We start from the raw sequence: 18,139 nt of genomic DNA on the forward strand, positions 1-18,139 counted from the left end.
CCCGTTCCCGAATCGTCGAGACGTGGACACCGCCCGTTCCTAGCGTCGACACCATCAGCTCCGGCTGCCAATACCCAAGCCCCCCGAACGTACACGGAGACCTCCGATGACGATCGCCCCTGAGTCCCGCCCGCTGCTGCAGGTCGCGCCCTATGCGCGCGGCAAGCGCAGCCCCGTCACCTGCCGCCTCAAGTGCGCGGACGCCTGCTCCCACCCGGCCCCCAACGAGAGCGCCAACGAGTACTTCAAGGACATCGTGAGCGCGGCGCTGTCCCGCCGCGCCATGCTCGGCGGCATCGCCGCCGCCGCCGGTGCGGTCGTGATCGGCACCGAGCTCGCCGGCGCACCCTCGGCCGCCGCACACGGCTTCGGCGGCGGACACCCGGACCGCGGCCTCGCGTTCCGGCCCGTCGCCTCCCAGCCAGCCGACGTCGACGCCCTCGTCATCCCCGACGGCTTCACCTGGAGCCCGATCATCCGCTGGGGCGACCCGATCCTGCCCGGCGGCGAAGCGTTCGACATCGGCTCGCAGAGCGCCGCCAAGCAGGCCCTGGCGTTCGGGTACAACTGCGACTACCTCGAGCTGCTGCCGCTCGGCCGGGGTCGGCACGACTGGTCCGGCAAGGGCCGCTCCGGCCGCCGCCGCGGCCGTGACCTCGGCACCTCCGCGCTCCTGGTGTCCAACCACGAGTACACCAACGCCGGGATCATGTTCGACCAGACCTACGACGCCGTCACGCGCCGTGCGATCGAGCGGGCCGCGCACGGCATGTCCGTGGTCCAGGTCGAGCGCCGCCGCGAGGGCAAGCCGTGGACGTACGAGGCGCGCAGCCCGTACAACCGGCGCGTGCACGTGGGCACCGAGTTCGTGATCGACGGCCCGGCCGCCGGCTCGGACCTGCTCAAGACCGCCGCGGACCCGACCGGCAAGCGCGTGCTGGGCACCGTGAACAACTGCGCGGGCGGCACCACGCCCTGGGGCACCGTGCTCTCGGGCGAGGAGAACTTCCACGGCTACTTCCGCGTGGACGGCACCGACCCGCGCGACGCGCGCTACGGGCTGCGCGACGCGGCGACCAGCTACGGCTGGGAGCTGGACGAGCCGCGGTTCTCCGGGCACAACGACGGCTACGAGAACGAGTCGCGGCGGTTCGGCTACATGGTCGAGATCGACCCGTACGACCCGGAGTCGACGCCGGTCAAGCACACCGCGATGGGCCGCTTCAAGCACGAGGGCGCCGAGGTGATCCTGTCCGACCGCGGCCACGCCGTTGCCTACATGGGCGACGACGAGCGCTGGGAGTACGTCTACAAGTTCGTCTCGACCGAGCGGTTCCGGGGCGGGGACAGCCTCGGTGCCCGCCGGCACAACAAGGGCCTCCTGAGCCGCGGCTCGCTGTATGTGGCCAAGTTCCTGGGCGACAGCACCGGTGAGATCGACGGGTCGGGCGCCCTGCCGTCCGACGGCGCGTTCGACGGCCGCGGTGTGTGGATGCCTCTGCTGATCGACGGTCGCAGCGCGGTGGACGGCATGTCCGCCGAGGAGGTCTCGGTGTTCACCCGCCAGGCCGCGGACGCCGTAGGCGCCACCAAGATGGACCGCCCCGAGGACATCCAGCCCAACCCCGTCACCGGCAAGATCTACCTGGCCTGCACCAACAACTCCCAGCGCGTGCCCGGTGCGGCGCGCGGCGCCGCCGACGAGGCAAATCCGCGGGACCGCCGCGTGGTCAGCGGCGCCACCGAGACCGGCAACCGGGACGGGCACGTCATCGAGATCACCGAGGACGGCGACCACACCGGCACGACCTTCCGGTGGAACATCCTGCTGCTGTGCGGCAACCCGGAGGTCAACGAGTCGGTGTACTTCGCCGGTTTCCCCGTCGACCGGGTCTCGCCGATCTCCTGCCCGGACAACGTCGCGTTCGACTCCGCAGGCAACCTGTGGATCTCCACCGACGGCGCCTCGAGCCCGATGGGCCGCTGCGACGGCCTGTTCAAGGTGCCGCTGACCGGCCGCGAACGCGGCCACGTGCAGCAGTTCCTGTCGGTACCTGCCGGGGCGGAGACCTGCGGGCCGATCATCGACGACGAGGACGGGATCGTCTACGTCGCTGTGCAGCACCCCGGCGAGGATGGCACGTTCGGGGCGCACCAGTCCTACTTCCCCGACTACCTCGCCGAGGGCCAGCCTGCCCCGGTCGGAGCGTGGCGCGGTCCGCGCCCGTCCGTCGTCCAGGTCTGGCGGGAAGGCTCGCGCAACCACTGAGCCGCAGAGACCTCGACGCCCGTCGCCCCTGAGAGGGCGGCGGGCGTCGCCGTCTGCGACGGCCCTGCGACCCAGCTCAGTTCACGGTGCTGCGGCGTTCCATGAAGACCGTGTCGTGCCAGACGCCATCGTGCTGAGCGATGCGTTCCCGGATGCCGAGAGTGCGGAACCCGGCCGCGTGGTGCAGGCCGACACTGGCGCGGTTCTCGGCGAAGATCGAGGTCTGCAGCGTCCAGAGGCCTCCCTCGTCGGCGGCCATGACCTGCTTGCGGATCAGTGCCTTGCCGATCCCGCGGCCGCGATACCCGTCCGCGACGTAGATCGAGGTTTCGGCGACGCCGGAGTAGACCTCGCGCGCTGATGCGGGGGTCGCGGCGGCCCAGCCGACGACCTCACCGTCGATCTCGGCGACCCAGCGGTGATCCGGCAGCCACTTCGCATCCAGCGACGACCTGCTCGGCACGGCGGTCTCGAAGGTCGCAAGGCCGGTCGCGATGCCTTCGCCATAGATGCGACGCACGGCAGCCCAGTCCGCCTCCTGCAGCGCACGTACGGTCACGTCGGCCGGGACGTCCTCGGGGCAGCACGGCCGCGGGGCGAGCAGGCCCATCACGGCGTCGGCGGCGTGCGGGAGCCCGACGCAGCACGCGGGGTTGATCGTCACAAGGGTCGCGGTGCCCTCCTTGTGGAGCTGGACGAACCCGACGTCGGCGAGCTTGCGCACATGGTGCGAGCAGGTGGACTGGCTAATGCCGAGGATCTCGGTGAGCGCGCCGACGGTCATTCCCCGTGGCGCGGTCGCGACCGCGTGCAGCAGTCGGACCCGGGTCGGCTCGGCCAGGAAGGCGAACCAGGCCGCATAGGTGGAGGCCTCGGCCTCGGGCAGGGCCTGGGCCTCGAGGGGCGTCGTCATGGACAACATGATCGATCAGAATCGATGGTTGCGTCAATCGACGACGGTCGATAAAGTCCGGTCCAGTCAGATCGAACAACATCGATGGGAGAGCGGTCATGAGCGTGTTGCCGGTAGTCGTCGTGGGTGCGGGGCCGATCGGCTTGGCCGCGGCAGCAGAGCTGGTCGAGCGTGGGCTCGAACCCCTCGTTCTGGAGCGCGGCACTCAGCCGGGTGCGGCCGTGGCGGAGTGGAACCACGTGCGCCTGTTCTCCTCATGGTCCGAGCTCGTGGATCCCGCCGCCGACCGGCTCCTCGTGCCGACCGGCTGGCAGCGACCCGCGCCGGAGGCGTACCCGACCGGACGGGAGTGGGTGGCCGGCTACCTGAGCCCGCTGGCCGAGGCGCTGGGCGACCGGGTGCGGCTGGGCGCCGAGGTCGTCGGCGTCGCGCGGCGCGGTCGGGACCGGGTGGTGGACGCCGGCCGGGACACCGAGCCGCTGAGCGTGCACGTGCGCCGCACCGACGGGAGCGAGGAACTGATCACCGCTCGCGCCGTGATCGACGCGTCGGGCACGTGGCGCACGCCCAACCCGCTCGGTGGTGACGGCCTGCCCGCACTCGGCGAGCGTGTCGCCTCCGACCGGATCGTCTACCGCGTCCCGAACCTGGCGGACGAGGAGGTGCGGGCCCGGTACGCGGGCAAGCATGTGGTCGTCGCCGGCAGCGGGCACTCTGCGCTCACCGCGCTGGTCGCCCTGTCCGGCCTGGCCGAGCAGGACCCCACCACCAGGATCAGCTGGGTGCTGCGCCGTGGCGCAGTCGGGGACACCTTCGGCGGCGGCGAAGCCGACCAGTTCCCCGCACGAGGGGCGCTGGGGCTGCGTGCCAAGGAGGCGGTCGACGCGGGTGTCGTGTCGGTGGTGACGGGCTTCCGGACCGAAGCGATCGCGACAGATGCCGACGGGCGGCTGCTGTTGTCCTCGCCGGAGGGGCACCGGGTGGAGGCCGTCGACGAGGTCGTGGCGATGACCGGGTTCCGTCCGGACCTGACGTGGCTGTCGGAGCTGCGGCTGGAGCTGGACGTGACGCTGCAGGCGCCGGTGATGCTGGCGCCGTTGATCGATCCGAACGTGCACTCGTGCGGCACCGTCTATCCGCACGGTGTGAAGGAGCTGGCGCACCCGGAGCCGGGCGTGTTCCTGGCCGGGATGAAGAGCTACGGCCGCGCCCCGACGTTCCTCGCGGCAACCGGGTACGAGCAGGTCCGGTCGATCGCCGCCGCGCTGGCCGGTGATCACGAGGCTGCGGCGCGGGTCGAGCTGCAGCTGGCCGAGACCGGAGTGTGCGGTGGTGCGGGCCTGTTCGACGAGCCCGAAGCGGAGGCGTCGGCCGGTGGGTGCTGCGCCGCCCCGTCCGAGCCGGAACTGATCTCGCTGTCGGTACCGTCCGCCGGCCGCTGAGGCGCGGGCCGTGGAAGCAGAGGTGGCCGCGCGGCCCGGCTTGTCGCGGGCCGGGCTGCGCAGGGTCCTGGTGACGTTGTGCGTCACCGAGATCACCAGCTGGGGCATCCTGTATTACGCCTTTCCCGTGCTGGCCGTCGAGATCACGAGGACGACCGGCTGGTCCGGAGCGTCCGTGATCGCCGGGTTCTCGGTCGGGCAGCTGGTGGCGGCGCTGGCGGGGATCCCGGTCGGCCGTTGGCTGGACCGGATCGGTCCGCGCTGGTTGATGACCGGTGGTTCGCTGCTCGCTGTTCCCTCTGTGGTGCTGCTTGCAACGGCACAGAACCTCGCGTGGTTCATCTCGGCCTGGGTGCTGATGGGGTTAGCGATGGGGGCGACGCTGTACCCACCCGCGTTCGCGGCCCTGACCCGCTGGTACGGTCCGCGACGCGTCTTCGCTCTGACCGTACTCACCCTCGCTGCCGGGCTGGCGTCCACCGTCTTCGCGCCGTTGACCGCGCTCCTCGCCGCACACCTGGACTGGCGCCAGACCTACCTCGTGCTCGCCGGGATCCTTGCGGTGATCACGATCCCCGGCCACCTGTGGGGACTGCGCGGCACGTGGCCCGATCCCGAGCCGCACGATCACACCCAGCCGGCCGAGCACCGTGACCCCGGACAGGTGGCACGCTCTCGTGCCTTCGTCCTCCTGGTGGTGACGTTCGGCCTGGCCGCGTTCACGGCCTATGCGGTCATCATCAACCTGGTGCCGCTGCTCACCGAACGCGGCCTCACTCCGGGCCTGGCGGCAGTGGCGCTCGGGCTCGGCGGCGCCGGACAGGTCCTCGGCCGCCTCGGCTACACCACCCTGGTGCGGCACACGAGCGTCCGTGCCCGCACCGCGGTGGTGGTCGGCGCGGTCGCTCTCACCACTGCGGTTCTCGGGCTGGTCACTTCGACGCCGGTGCTGATTGCCGCCTCGGTGGTCGCCGGGATGGCACGCGGGGTGTTCACCCTGCTGCAGGCCACTGCCGTCACCGACCGCTGGGGCGCCGTGCACTACGGCCGCCTCACCGGCCTCCTGTCCGCCCCGCTCGCGATCACCATGTCCCTGGCCCCGTGGGCCGGGGCCGCCATCGCCGACGGCTTCGGCGGATACTCCCACACCTTCTTGCTGCTGGCAGTCGTCGGGGCCGTTGCCGCGTTCCTCGCGCTGACCACGACACCCAACGCACGACCAGCACCGTCTCGAAAGGACACTGATCATGACTGACGCGATCGTCATCGGCGGCGGCCAGGCCGGCCTCGCCGCCGCTCACGCTCTCCTTGCCCAGGGCCTACGTCCCACGCTGCTCGAGGCCGGCGACGAGCCGGTCGGTTCGTGGCCGCGCTACTACGACAGCCTCCGCCTATTCTCCCCGGCCCGGTACAGCACCCTGCCCGGCCTTGCCTTTCCCGGGGACCCCAACCGCTACCCGCGCCGCGACGAGGTGGTCGACTACCTGCGCACCTTTGCCAAGAGCCTCGACGCGGACATCCGCACCGGCCACCGCGTCACGGCCGTGACCCACGACGGCGACCAGTTCATCACGCAGGTGCAGGACGAGCAGCCGCTGTCCGCGCCGCTCGTGATCGCTGCGACCGGCGCGTTCAGCTCACCCCATCGGCCCGCCCTCCCCGGCCTGGACCGCTTCACCGGTATGGTCCTGCACTCGAGCGAGTACCGGAACCCGGCGCCCTTCGCCGGGCAGCGTGTCCTGGTGGTGGGGGCGGCGAACTCCGCGGTCCAGATCGCGGTCGATCTCGCACCGCACGCCCGCGTCACCCTCGCCACGCGCGCACCGGTCCGCTACATCAACCAGACGCCGTGGGGCCGCGACGCGCACTTCTGGTTGACCGTCAGCGGGTACGACGCGCTCCCGATCGGGCCGTGGCTGGGCACGCAGCCCAGCATGCCCGTGCTGGACACCGGCACCTACCAGGCCGCCGTCGACGCCGGACGACCCGACCAGCGGCGCATGTTCACCGCGATCGACGGCAACACCGTCACCTGGCCCGACGGCAGCACAGAAGAGGTGGACACGATCCTGCTCGCCACCGGCTTCCGCCCCGACATCTCCTACCTGAGCGGTCTCGGCGCACTCGATCCCGACGGCGCACCGCGACAGCGTCGTGGCCTGTCCACCACGCATCCGGGCCTTGGCTACGTCGGACTGGAGTGGCAGCGCAGCTTCTCCTCGGCCAGCATCCGTGGTGTCGGCCGTGACGCTGCGTACGTGGTCCGCCGTCTTGTCAGGCGTCGAGGTTGAGCTAGCGACGATAGCCGTGGCACTGGGGCCGGACGGAGGACGGGCTTGCCCCCCCATATCGACAAGTGTCAAAATAGAAGCAGGTCGATACACGCCTTCCCTTGCCGGTACGCCGTCGCGTCCGGCCCCATCAGGCACCCGAACAGAGGAATCACATGAGCACCTCGCCGCCACTGAAGATCGTCGTCGTCGGCTCGGTTGCGGCCGGCACCTCGGCCGCTGCCAAGGCCCGGCGCAACACCGAGACCGCCCGCATCACCGTGTACGAGCGCGACCACGACATCTCCTACTCCGGGTGCGGGCTGCCGTACTTCGTCGGTGGCGAGGTCGAGACCATCGACGAGCTCACCCCGCGCAACGCCGCATGGTTCAAGGCCCGCTACGACGTCGACGTCCGCACGGGCCACGAGGTCGTCGCCGTGGACGCCGCGGCGCAGACCGTCACCGTGCGCGACCTCGCCACCGGAGACACGTTCGAGGACACCTACGATGAGCTGATCCTGGCCACCGGCGTACGCAGCGTGGTCCCGCCCCTGCCCGGGGTGGACCTGCCCGGAGTGTTCAGGGTCCGCACCCCGTCCGACGCGCGGGCGATCCGCGCGTGGGTGGAGGAACGTCCGGTGCGCCGCGCGGTCGTGATCGGCGCCGGCTACATCGGGCTGGAGATGACCGAGCAGCTCACCGAGCGCGGCGTCGAGGTGACCGTCGTCGAGGCGCTCGAGCACGCGATGCCTCGGATGGACGCGGACATGTCCGCACGGGTGGACGCCGAGCTCCGCAAGCACGACGTCGACCTGCGCCTGGGCGCACGTGTCGCCGCGATCGAGGGCGACGAGGCAGGGGTGACCGGCGTGCGCGTCGGCTCGGCGGACGACGGCGACACCGTGCCCGCCGACCTGGTGATCGTCTCGGTGGGCGTGCGCCCGAACCTGGAGCTCGCGGAGCAGGCCGGGGTGACGATCGGCCGGACCGGTGCGATCGCCGTCGACCGGCAGGGGCGCACCGATGTGGCGCACGTCTGGGCGGTCGGGGACGTGGCCGAGTCGTTCAACCTGATCACCGGCGAGCCGGCCTGGGTTCCACTGGGGTCGACGGCGAACAAGATGGGGCGCATCACCGGTGACGCGATCACGGGCGGCACGCTGGAGCACCGGGGAATCCTCGGCACGTCGATCGTGCGGGTCTTCGACGTGGCGGTGGCCCAGACCGGGCTCACTGAGGACCAAGCACGCGCGGCCGGGTACGACGTCGAGGTGCTGCACAACATCAAGCCCGACCGGCCCGAGTACCTGGGCGGCGAGTCGCTGCTGATCAAGGCCGTCGCCGACCGGGCCACCGGGCGGCTGCTCGGCGCGCAGGCGATCGGCGCGTCCGGGGCAGACAAGCGCATCGACGTGCTGGCCACGGCCATCACCTACGGGGCCGACGTCGCCGACCTGTTCCACCTGGACCTGGCCTACTCCCCCACGTACGCCACGACCAAGGACCCGGTGCACTACACGGGCATGGCGCTGGACAACGCGATCCGCGGCAAGGCGCGGCTCATCACGCCGGCGGAGCTGGACCGGCACCGGGCCGACGGCGAGAAGGTCCAGGTCGTCGACGTCCGCTCTGCGAAGGATCGGGCCAAGGGCTTCGTGGAGGACTCGGTGCACATCCCGCTGGCCGAGCTGCGCGCCCGGGCCGGTGAGCTGGACCCGGCCGCGCTGACCGTGACGTATTGCAACAAGGGTGTGACCGGCAACGCGGGACAGAACGTGCTGCGCAACCTCGGCTTCGAGCAGGTCTACAACCTGTCCGGCGGCAACAAGAACTACCAGGCCTGGACGTCGGCTCACTAGTCGAAGCGACTACGGCCAAGGGGGTGTGAGTCCCGGGCACCTGCCCGGGACTCACATCCCTCTGTTGCGGTCCGGTCGTCAGTCGCTGGAGCGGCCGTGCTCGACGCCGGTCGCGAACCCGACCTTGACCGGCTCGGGCGCGCTGCCGCATCCAGAGGTCTGCTCGGCCGTGCTACCGCAGCCGGACGCCGCCTCGGCGGGTGCACCCAGTCCGAGCGTGACCGTCTGCGGGCCTGACGGCGTCGCGCAGCATCCGCCGCTGGTCGCGCCGGCCAGAGCCTCGGCGGAGACCACGCCGTCCGCGTCGGCGGCGAACGCCAGGTCCGAGGAGCAGACGCCGGTCTGCGGCAGGTTCAGCTCGACGGCGTCGGCCGCTGCCCGGTCCCCGGCGAGTGCCGCGACCACGGACCGCACCTGCTCGTAGCCGGTGGCCAGCAGGAACGTGGGCGCCCGGCCGTAGGACTTCATGCCGACCAGGTAGAACCCGTCGTCCGGGTGCGTCAGCTCGGTCTCGCCGTGCGCGGGCACGGTGCCGCACGAGTGGTGGTTGGGGTCGATGAGCGAGGCGATCTGGCGCGGCGCCTCGACGACGGGATCCAGGTCGAGACGAACCTCGCGCAGCATGTTCAGGTCGGGCCGGAAGCCGGTCGCGTTGACGATCGTGTCGACGGCCAGGTCGAGCACGCCGTCGGTGCTGTCCTTGCGTGCCGTGCCCAGCACACGCACGGCGCCCGAGGCGTCGGGCTCCAGGCGTTCGATCGCGACCCGGGTGAGCAGCTCGACGCGCCCGGCCTCGACGGCGTCGCGCAGGCGCGTACCGAGCAGACCGCGGGCGGGCAGCTCGTCGTCGCTGCCGCCGCCGTACAGGCGGCGCGCCGAGCCCCCGCGGATGGCCCAGACGATGCGCGTGGTCAGCTCCTCCTTGGCCAGCTCGACCAGGCTGAGCAGGGTGTTCGCCGCGGAGTGGCCCATGCCCACCACCAGGGCGGTCCGGCCGGCGAACCGCTCGCGGTCGAAGCCCAGCACGTCGGGCAGGGCGCCGGTCAGGTGCTCGGCTGCGTGCTCCTCGCCGATCGCGGGCAGGCCCGACAGGCCGAGCGGGTTGGGCGTGCCGTAGGTGCCCGAGGCGTCGATGACTGCGCTGGCGCGGGTCTCGTGCACCTCGTTGCCTGCGGTGTACCGCACCAGGTACGGCCGACGCTCGCGGCCGGGGGACCGGGACCGGTCGGCCCCGTCCCTGGCGACGTCGGAGACCCGCGCGCCGTAGCGGACGTGGTCGCCCAGGACTCCGGCCAGCGGTGCCAGGTAGTTCTCGACCAGGTCGCTGCCGGTGGGCAGCGCGTCCGGGTTCGGCTCGGTCCAGCCGGTTCCGGTGAGCAGACGGCGGGCGGCGGCGTCGATGTCGTACTGCCACGGGGAGAACAGTCGGACATGGCCCCACGAGGCAACGGCGGCGGCCGGGCCGTCCCCGGCTTCCAGCACCAGCGGTTCCAGGCCGCGCTCCAGCAGGTGTGCCGCGGCGGCGAGGCCGACCGGCCCGGCGCCGATGACGACGACAGGCAGGTTCTCGCGGGACGTCTCGGTCATGACCGACTCCTCAGATCGAAAGTTCTCGATGGATCAACGAGCGCAACATATCCATACTCTTCGATGCGTGGCAAGATGGGAGTCATGACCACCACTCTCGACCTGGCCGACCCGCCGCGCACCGTCCCGGTGTCAGCGCCCGGCGCATGCTGCGCGCCGCTGGTCCGCGAGGCGGCTGATCCACAGGCTGCCATCGAGATCGCTCATGTGTTCAAGGCGCTGAGCGACCCCACCCGCGTGCGGCTGCTCTCGATCGTCGCCGCGCACGACGGTGGCGAGGCGTGCGTGTGCGACCTCACCGAGCCGGTCGGTCTGTCCCAGCCCACGGTGAGTCACCACCTCAAGCTGCTCGTCGAGGCCGGCCTGCTCACCCGTGAGCAGCGTGGCAAGTGGGGCTATTACTCGGTGGTGCCCGGTGCGCTGAACCGGCTCGGGGCACTGCTGACGGAGGTGACGGTCACCGAGCCGACGCACTGAGGGACAGCAGCGATGCGGTGACGCGACCAGAGGTTGGGGGTTGCATCTTGTACCCAGGTACAGGCTTAGCGTGGAAGTGCGCGGGGTGAACAGCCTCCGTAGATCAGGAGCATGCGATGTCTGACGAGTTGGCCTGGGTCGATGTCCAGGCGTGCACCCTTCCCACGGTCGAGCGCCCGCTACGGCTGGCGGAGTTCGACGCCGTGTTCGCCGATCATCTGGTCGACGTCACTGAGCAATCGGCCACGAGCGCGGCCCTCCGGTTCGCCGGTGGTGACGACGTGAGCGGAACGCTCGCCGACCTGACCGCACGGGAGTCCCAGTGCTGCTCGTTCTTCGAGTTCGAGCTGACCGACGACAACGACTCCGTCCGACTGGCCGTGAACGTGCCGCCCGCACACGCGGATGTTCTGGCCGCCCTGGTCGAGCGGGCGCGGCTCATGGCTGCCGGTGGCGTGCGATGACGATCCTTCTCCGCTCCGGACAGGTGGCGCAGGCCGCCGGAGTCAACCAGCAGACGCTGCGCTACTACGAGCGCAGGGGTCTGCTGGAGGAACCAGCGCGCACCAACGGTGGGCACCGCCTGTACCCCGCAGAGGCGGTGACCGCGCTGCGAGTCATCAAGACCGCACAACGCCTGGGGTTCAGCCTCGACGAGGTGGCCGACCTCCTGACCGCCGGCCATCATCACGGGCGCGTCGTCGACCCGGGCCTTCAGGCTCAGGCGCGACGCAAGATCGAAGAGGTCGACCAGCGCATCCACGACCTGGAGATCATCAAGGCCAACCTCCAGGCCGCCGTCGACGCAGGATGTGACGACATCACGCTGTGCGCGACGACCGACTGCTGCCCGATCCCGTTCGCCGAGCTGACGACCGACGAGACGAGCGGCGATGCGTGACCGCCACCTGCTCGGTGCAGGGGCAGCGGCGTGCGCCGTTTGCTGTGCGCCACCACTCCTGGCACTGGTCGGTATCGCGGCTGGCGGAGCCGCTGCTGCGATCGCGACGGCTGCCTTCGCCGGGATCGCGTTCGGACTCGTCATCCTCGTCGCGGCTGTGATCGCGTTCCTGCGCATGCGGCGAGTCAGAGCGACGTCGTGTGCTCCCGAGCCGGAGCTCTTCCAGATCGCAACGGGCCCGACGTCGGCCACCGACCTCACCAAGGGAGGGTGACACGCTTTGCCTGTGGACACTCTGCGTTCGATCGCCCTCTTCATCGTGGCCGCCATTGCCGAGATCGGCGGCGCGTGGCTGGTATGGCAAGGCGTCCGAGAGCACCGCGGCTGGATCTGGATCGGAGCCGGAGTCATCGCGCTGGGCATCTACGGCTTCGTTGCCACACTCCAGCCCGACGCCAACTTCGGCCGCATTCTGGCCGCCTACGGCGGGATCTTCGTCGCCGGATCCCTGGCGTGGGGCATGGTGATGGACGGCTTCAAGCCGGACCGCTACGACGTGATCGGCGCCCTGCTCTGCCTCGTCGGTGTCGCCGTGATCATGTACGCCCCACGGCCCTCCTGAGAGCACGACACCCAAGGAAGCCCTCATGCCCCACAGTGACAGCACCACGCAACTGGCCCCACGACAGGTACGAGTGCTGCAAGTCCCGGACTGCCCGCTGGTCGGCGAGCTGCTCGGCCGGATCCGGAACGCGGAGGCCGAGACCGGCATCCAAGTGGACGTGCAGGTCGTCGTCGGCGACCACCCCTCCCCGACCCTGGTGATCGACGGGGTAGACGTCGCGACCGGTCGACCGGTCGCGACAGCAACCTGCTGTCGACTGGACCTACCCAAGCACGATCAGATCACGGCCGCTCTCACGGCCTGAACGACACGACCGATCGCTGTCGTGATAGGCGACCCAAACGAGACGGTCAGCTGCCACGGACGTGTTGATGGTGGGCGCGTGTCGCCGCGCACGACGGCAGCGAGCCTCGCATATGCGATCTGACTGCCCCAGACCTCGCCCTCGGCACGACGTTGACGAGCGTTGAGGCCCGCTTCGATCTCGTCCAGCCGAGGAGGCATCTCGGGCTCCATTTGGAGCATCGGGCATCACACGCAGGTGTGCTCGTCCGCGCACGGAGTTCCGTAAGGGTGTCCGCAGGCACCCAGCGTCGAGTTCCTGCCACTCGGTATCGATCGCGTCGCGGTACTCGCCGTTCGGGCACGGATCTCTCCGTACTAGACAAGGCGCTTGCACCGGCATTTTCGCCAGGGTGATCACGCGAGAGCACCGGCTCCAGTCTCCTCTTCGATTACGTGCTGGAGCTGTCGCTCGGCCTGGCGCTTCTTCTCAGCGAGGTGTCGCAGGTTCTCTTCCAGCGCGGAGACTTCGCCGAGCCATTGCAGGCGGTGGGCTTCTTCGAGCCTTTCGTGGGTGTTGCGTTCGATCTCCAGGAGCCGGGGCATCTGGGCGGGTGCCATGCGGAGCATGGGGCAGCGGACGCAGGCGTGTTCGTGCTGGCAGGGGGTTCCGTAGGGGCGTTCGCAGGTGCCGAGGGCGACCTTGCGGAGGCTGAAGTGGTCGCGGAACTCGTTCCACTCGGAGTCGCTGGGTTCGCGGTATTCCTCGCTTGGGCGACGCTGCCGACGTTCGTCGACGAATGCTCGGTAGCGGTTGATGACTTCTTCGGGATAGACCGCGACGTAGCCCTGGGTGGTGTTCAGGTCCAGATGGCCAAGCAGCTTCGCGGCGATGTGGATGGGCAGGCCGCCGTTGACGACCTCGGTGGAGAACACGCGGCGGAAGTCGTGCGGGGTGAACCGCAGCGGTGTTCCGTCGACGTCGCGCAGATCGGCGCGTCCTGCCACCTTGCGCAGCAGCGAGCGGATGCGCTCGGTTGAGATGACCTGGCGCTGGTAGTTGACGACGTGCTGGAACAGGTGCGGCAGGGGCGGGCCGAAGATCTGCTCGTGCTCGTCGAAGCGCTGGACCAGAGGGACGCGTCCCTCGTCGTCCTTGACCCGGCGGATGATCTTCGCCAACACGGAGACGAGATCCGGGTCGGCGGGGATGACGCGCTCGGCGTCGGTCTTGGACGGGCTGATCTGCAGCATGGGCACCATCTCGCCGGTAGGCGCCTGGTACTGGCGCAGACCCACGTGCGTCAGCTCCAGGAGTTCCTCGACCCGGACGCCGGTGCGGCGCAGGACCTCGATCGTGGCCCAGGTCCAGAACGCGTCGCAGTCTCGTTGCGCGACGTCGAACCGCCTGGGTCCTTCGTCGAGCGCGACGGCGTTGATCTTCCAGGTGGTCTTGGTGCGCTGGTAGCGGCGCCCGTCGACGGTGACCTCGGTCTCCGGTTCGGTGTTCTGCATCGCGGCCAGGAGCCTGCCGGTGTGCTCGAGCTCGGCCTCGGCGGTGGCGACCAGGCGCGGCAGGACCGGGACCAGGGTGCGGGTGCGTTGCTGCATGCGTGCCTTCAGGAGGCGGTCTGCCTTGGCCTGGCCTCGCAGGTCGGCCTCGGTGATCGGGCTCGGAGCGGCCCACTGGGCCCAGCGGGCTGGGTCTTGCAGAGCCCACTGTTGCAGGTCGAGGTAGAGAGCCCGTACCACGAGCAGGATGAGGTGGGTGCCCTTGCGCGGGCTGCCGTCGGGCAGGATCCGCAGACGTTCCTTCCATCCTTGGATGGCCTGGTCGGACAGCCGCAGGGAGTTGATCCCCGGGTGGTGGCGCTCCAGGTCGCACCAAAAAAGGTCGGCCAGGAGCTGGACCTGGCTGCTCAGGCTGCTGTAGTCCAGGACCGTCGAGCGTTCCACGAGGTAGTGCACGAGCAGGTCGCGGATCCCGGTGTCGACGATCGGGTATCGGTCGACGAGTTCGGGAACCGAGAGCTGTCCGCGGGCGATGGCCTGCCGCAGCGTCGGTGGCTGGCCGACGAGGCCGCCGATCGCCTGCAGCGCCTCGTAGGCCAGGGGCAACCCGATGCTGGGCCGCCCCGAGGCGGCCCGCGCGGCCCGATAGGTGTTGAAGTCGGCCGTATCGAAGTCTCGCGGCGACCTACCGGTGACGATCGCGATGTGCGTCAGCAGGTTCAACGCGTAGGCGCCGTAGCTGCCCGTATCCGCGCGAGCCAGGTGAGGCTCGATCGCAGTGAAGACGGCGGCGTGGTTGTGCTGACGGAACTGGGAGTAGACCCCGAGCAGGCGGCTGGCGAAGAACCACGCGTAGGTGGGCCGGACCGCGCGCAGGACGATCAGCATCCTGATACCTGAGGTCAGCGAATGCCGATGCTTTGATGCGACGTCCGGGAGCCACCGGTGACCGACTTGGTCGGACCCGCTGTGCAGCCACCGATCCTGCCAGTCCTCACCGTCGAAGGTCTCCAGCCAGTCCAGGGCACGACTCAGCGCCAGGGCGTGCACCGCACGTTGCCGGGACGAGGGCTGGCGGTCCAGCAACACCTCGGCCAGGCGAACCAGCTCTTGTCGCGTTGCTCCCTCCTGGCCCGGCAATGCCGGGGCGTAGGCGGGACCAGCCGGGGCGGTAAGCGTGCCGGGCTCCCGGCGGCTGATCGGCGTCACGCGAGTCGCTTGCCCGTGCCGCCCGACCATCAGTGCGCCCCGAACACGTCGGACAGGTCCTGCTCGTCATACGTCCAGCCGGCGAGCGGACGCGGGCTGGGTCGCGGGCGGGTGTAGTGCTCATGAACCCGCGCGATCACCTCGTCGACGCGAGGTCGCAGGTAGCGGCCTGTGGTCGTGATCTGCCGGTGGCGCAAGACCTGCTGGACATCGACGAGGGTGACCTGCGGGTCGGCGATCAGCCGGAGCGCGAGGGTGTGGCGCAGGTCGTGCAACGTGACGTTCGCGCCGATCGACTCGTTGACGCGTCGGAGCAGCGCGCGCACCGCGGTGTAGGTCAGCGGCCTGGGCGGGTTGCGTCGGGTCCACCACAGCGGCTCGTCCGGCTCGGGCCGGTGCCCCTCACCCGCGAGCTCGCCGAGGTAGAGGGCGAGCCACGTGAATGCCTCCGGCGCGGCAGGGCATGCCTGTTTGATCCCGCCGAGGCCCTTGGTCGCCACGTAGATACGGCCCTCGCCCGGGTGAGCGTCGCCGACCGTCAGGCCCAGCAGCTCCGAGGCCCGGGCACCAGTGGACAGGTACATGCTGAACAGGGCCCTGTCCCTGTTGCAGCCGAGCCGCGAGAACAAGTCGTCCAGGACGTCGTCGGGCACCGCGCGCGGCGGCAGGTCAGGCTGCTTCTGCCGGTAGCTGCCCCGCTTGCGCAACGCGAACGGCTCCATCGGATTGTGATGGGCGTTGACCCGCCCGCCCCGACGGGACTGCGGCGGTACGGGCGAGACGATCGGCCCTCTGCCGGTTCGGACGTGGAAGGCGTAGAACGCCGCGACCACCGACAGCGCATGGTTGATCGTCGCCGGCGCGTATCCCGCGGACAGCGACGGCTTGCCGGTCCGCGGGTTGATCGCGCCCGGCGCCGGCGCGCCTGGCCGGGACCTCGTCCTGGCGGGATTGACGCTCGTACGCAGCCATAGCACGAAGTCGCGGACCTCGTCACGTTGCGCGCGGTTCCACGGAACCTCTACTGCGGCCAGGAACCGAAACCAGCTCAGCAGGGCATACCCGTACGAGCGGCACGACGACGCCCCGTTCCCGCATGCCAGCAGCTCGCGTAAGAACTCACTAACCGGCTCGATCGCCACGCCCGCACCGTCGAGCACGACCCACGGCAAGTCCGCCGCGCGGGTCGGCCGGACCGAGCCGCTGCGCGCTACGACGAGTCCCGCGACGGAACGACCGCCGTCTTCACCATCTACGTCCAGTGCCATCGATGCCGCTCCTCGAGGTCGTGCCAGGGGGCATCAGCGTCGGTGCTGCCATCGCGCGCTGCACGGTCGACACGCCAGTAGTGCGGTCAACAAGACATGGGGCACTCAACGAGGACGTGACTCATCCCGTCGCATCAGTCCGCGTATGTACGACGGTGTTCGCGTACGCGGCCTTGAGGGTCGTTCCTGGCGGGCAGAACCGGTGCCGGGGCACCCAGTGCATCACCTGCGCGATGAGCGGCGTCACCTGGTGCGGGTAGGCGTCTACGAGCTCGGCAACCATGGCGCGTACGTGGTCGCGGGCGTCAACGTCGTCAGGCACGGTGTCATTGGTCCTGGTAGTCATTCAGTTCCTCTTGTCGGTGTCACGTTGCTGGTGGTACATCGGTCAGTCCGCCGCTCCGGTGCTGTTCGGACGGCGAGCCCGCTCTCGCCCGGAGGCGGCGACGGGATCCCGCAAGGGGCAGGTCTCCCGCCGGCTACAGCAGGTCGAGCAGGGTCGGGCCGACTGCGGTAGCGGCGCTGGTCGTGCCGGCGGCGTGCCGGAGCTCGGCCAGAGTCGCCCCCCGGGAGTTGAGGGCGGTCGCGAGCTTCACCAGAAGCCTGGCGGTGACCAGCGCGTCATAGTCGGCCCGGTGGGCCCGCATCCCGGCCGGCAACCCGACACCCAGGTCGTAATGCTCGACCAGAGCGCCCAGACCATAGGAAGGCAGGTCAAGGGCGCGACGGGCGAGCCGGAGCGTGTCCAGCGCGAACCGCGGCTGCCAACCGGGCAAGACGCGACGTAAGACAGCCAGGTCGTTGTGCACCGCATGCCCTACCGGGATCGCCTCGCCCAGAGCGCCCAGCACGTCCGACGCGATGTCGTCGAAGCTCGGCGCCTCGACGACGTCGTCGTCGCTGATGCCGTGGATCTGGCGGGCGTGCCACGTGATCGGTGTTGGCGGACGCACCAGCCACGCCCGCACGTCGCCGATGACACCGCCGCGAACCGGCACGACGGCGAGCTCTACCAGTTCCGGTGGTCGTGCGCCATTGCCTTCGATGTCGATCACGACATAGTCGCCCGCGGTCCAGGGCTCGTCTCGGGTCATGCGGGTTCCTCCAATGGGTTCACCAATCGGCACCCGCAGGCGGGGGCGCGCGGTGAGAACTCCAAACCGGAGTCTGCACACCTCGCCCCCTGAACGGCCACGCGCAATGGCACGGTTCGCGGGGCGCTCTCAGTCCGCGGAGTCGCACGCAGTGGGCGACGCGGTTGGTCGGCGCGCACATCCAACGACTCGAAGGCTGGCATGCGCGATTCGGTCAACTTTGAATCCGGGTTTGCGATCAAGTACTGGGTCATGAGACACCCTGCTGCCAGTTCAACGCGGTCCGCCGCCCTATCCGACGGCACAGGTCCAGACGCCGACGCAACCTAGCTAGGGACTGCTGCACGGATAGGTGACAACTGACTTGTGGTGCCGACAGGCATCGCTGGAAGGATGTTCACCGTGCCCGCACCCCACCCCAAAGAGTT

At 70.0% G+C, this 18,139-nt stretch carries 17 protein-coding genes; 11 read left to right on the top strand and 6 right to left on the bottom strand.

All coding sequences use genetic code 11. The features are described from left to right. Positions 1-106: 106 nt before the first annotated feature. Positions 107-2,269, top strand: coding sequence for a PhoX family protein (locus LUM46_RS24615; RefSeq protein ID WP_274997721.1), 2,163 nt, complete (start codon positions 107-109; stop codon positions 2,267-2,269). Positions 2,270-2,345: 76 nt separating this feature from the next. Here LUM46_RS24615 and LUM46_RS26655 read toward each other — a convergent pair whose 3' ends face one another. Continuing rightward, positions 2,346-3,182 carry a helix-turn-helix domain-containing GNAT family N-acetyltransferase gene (locus LUM46_RS26655; RefSeq protein ID WP_310242932.1) on the bottom strand — a complete coding sequence of 279 codons (837 nt, stop codon included), beginning with the start codon at positions 3,180-3,182 and terminating at the stop codon, positions 2,346-2,348. 98 nt (positions 3,183-3,280) lie between these two features. On the opposite strand from LUM46_RS26655, the gene LUM46_RS24630 reads away from it, so the two are divergent. From LUM46_RS24630 to LUM46_RS24645, 4 genes are all read left to right on the top strand, one after another. After that, positions 3,281-4,624, top strand: a complete 1,344-nt coding sequence (locus LUM46_RS24630; protein ID WP_274997722.1) for an FAD-dependent oxidoreductase — start codon at positions 3,281-3,283, stop codon at positions 4,622-4,624. Positions 4,625-4,634: 10 nt separating this feature from the next. After that, complete coding sequence (locus LUM46_RS24635) at positions 4,635-5,879, top strand: MFS transporter (protein WP_274997723.1); 1,245 nt, start codon at positions 4,635-4,637, stop codon at positions 5,877-5,879. Further along, positions 5,872-6,915 (top strand): flavin-containing monooxygenase, encoded by a 1,044-nt coding sequence (locus LUM46_RS24640; RefSeq protein WP_274997724.1) that lies wholly within the window; start codon positions 5,872-5,874, stop codon positions 6,913-6,915. Before LUM46_RS24635 ends, LUM46_RS24640 begins: the two co-directional genes overlap by 8 nt. 155 nt (positions 6,916-7,070) lie before the next feature. After that, on the top strand, positions 7,071-8,756 hold the full coding sequence (locus tag LUM46_RS24645) for an FAD-dependent oxidoreductase (RefSeq protein WP_274997725.1): 1,686 nt from the start codon (positions 7,071-7,073) through the stop codon (positions 8,754-8,756). Between the two features lie 78 nt (positions 8,757-8,834). On the opposite strand, the gene LUM46_RS24650 is transcribed toward LUM46_RS24645, so the two are convergent. Continuing rightward, a complete protein-coding gene (locus LUM46_RS24650) occupies positions 8,835-10,343 on the bottom strand; it encodes an FAD-dependent oxidoreductase (RefSeq protein WP_274997726.1) in 1,509 nt (502 codons plus the stop codon). An 84-nt stretch (positions 10,344-10,427) separates the two neighbouring features. Between LUM46_RS24650 and LUM46_RS24655 the strand changes: the two genes are divergently transcribed. The 6 genes from LUM46_RS24655 (at position 10,428) to LUM46_RS24680 (ending at position 12,650) form a co-directional block, all read left to right on the top strand. Beyond that, positions 10,428-10,820, top strand: coding sequence for an ArsR/SmtB family transcription factor (locus LUM46_RS24655; RefSeq protein WP_274997727.1), 393 nt, complete (start codon positions 10,428-10,430; stop codon positions 10,818-10,820). 116 nt (positions 10,821-10,936) lie between these two features. Continuing rightward, positions 10,937-11,284, top strand: coding sequence for a hypothetical protein (locus LUM46_RS24660; protein ID WP_274997728.1), 348 nt, complete (start codon positions 10,937-10,939; stop codon positions 11,282-11,284). Then, complete coding sequence (locus LUM46_RS24665) at positions 11,281-11,721, top strand: MerR family transcriptional regulator (RefSeq protein WP_274997730.1); 441 nt, start codon at positions 11,281-11,283, stop codon at positions 11,719-11,721. Before LUM46_RS24660 ends, LUM46_RS24665 begins: the two co-directional genes overlap by 4 nt. Next, the gene (locus LUM46_RS24670) at positions 11,714-11,995 is read left to right on the top strand and encodes a hypothetical protein (protein ID WP_274997732.1); all 282 of its coding nucleotides are present in this window, start codon (positions 11,714-11,716) and stop codon (positions 11,993-11,995) included. The genes LUM46_RS24665 and LUM46_RS24670 overlap by 8 nt, the downstream gene beginning before the upstream one ends. A gap of 12 nt (positions 11,996-12,007) precedes the next feature. Beyond that, entirely contained in the window at positions 12,008-12,343 is a 336-nt protein-coding gene (locus LUM46_RS24675) for a YnfA family protein (protein ID WP_274997734.1), read from the top strand. 25 nt (positions 12,344-12,368) lie between these two features. Continuing rightward, the gene (locus LUM46_RS24680; protein ID WP_274997736.1) at positions 12,369-12,650 is read left to right on the top strand and encodes a hypothetical protein; all 282 of its coding nucleotides are present in this window, start codon (positions 12,369-12,371) and stop codon (positions 12,648-12,650) included. A 395-nt stretch (positions 12,651-13,045) separates the two neighbouring features. On the opposite strand, the gene LUM46_RS24685 is transcribed toward LUM46_RS24680, so the two are convergent. From LUM46_RS24685 to LUM46_RS24700, 4 genes are all read right to left on the bottom strand, one after another. Further along, complete coding sequence (locus tag LUM46_RS24685) at positions 13,046-15,028, bottom strand: tyrosine-type recombinase/integrase (RefSeq protein WP_274997738.1); 1,983 nt, start codon at positions 15,026-15,028, stop codon at positions 13,046-13,048. A 350-nt stretch (positions 15,029-15,378) separates the two neighbouring features. Then, complete coding sequence (locus tag LUM46_RS24690; RefSeq protein ID WP_274997739.1) at positions 15,379-16,617, bottom strand: tyrosine-type recombinase/integrase; 1,239 nt, start codon at positions 16,615-16,617, stop codon at positions 15,379-15,381. 121 nt (positions 16,618-16,738) lie between these two features. Next, positions 16,739-16,939, bottom strand: a complete 201-nt coding sequence (locus LUM46_RS24695) for a hypothetical protein (protein WP_274997740.1) — start codon at positions 16,937-16,939, stop codon at positions 16,739-16,741. Positions 16,940-17,096: 157 nt separating this feature from the next. Further along, entirely contained in the window at positions 17,097-17,711 is a 615-nt protein-coding gene (locus LUM46_RS24700; protein WP_274997741.1) for a 3'-5' exonuclease, read from the bottom strand. Positions 17,712-18,139: the final 428 nt, after the last annotated feature.

This window comes from Promicromonospora iranensis (assembly GCF_028994805.1).
GTDB lineage: Bacteria > Actinomycetota > Actinomycetes > Actinomycetales > Cellulomonadaceae > Promicromonospora > Promicromonospora iranensis.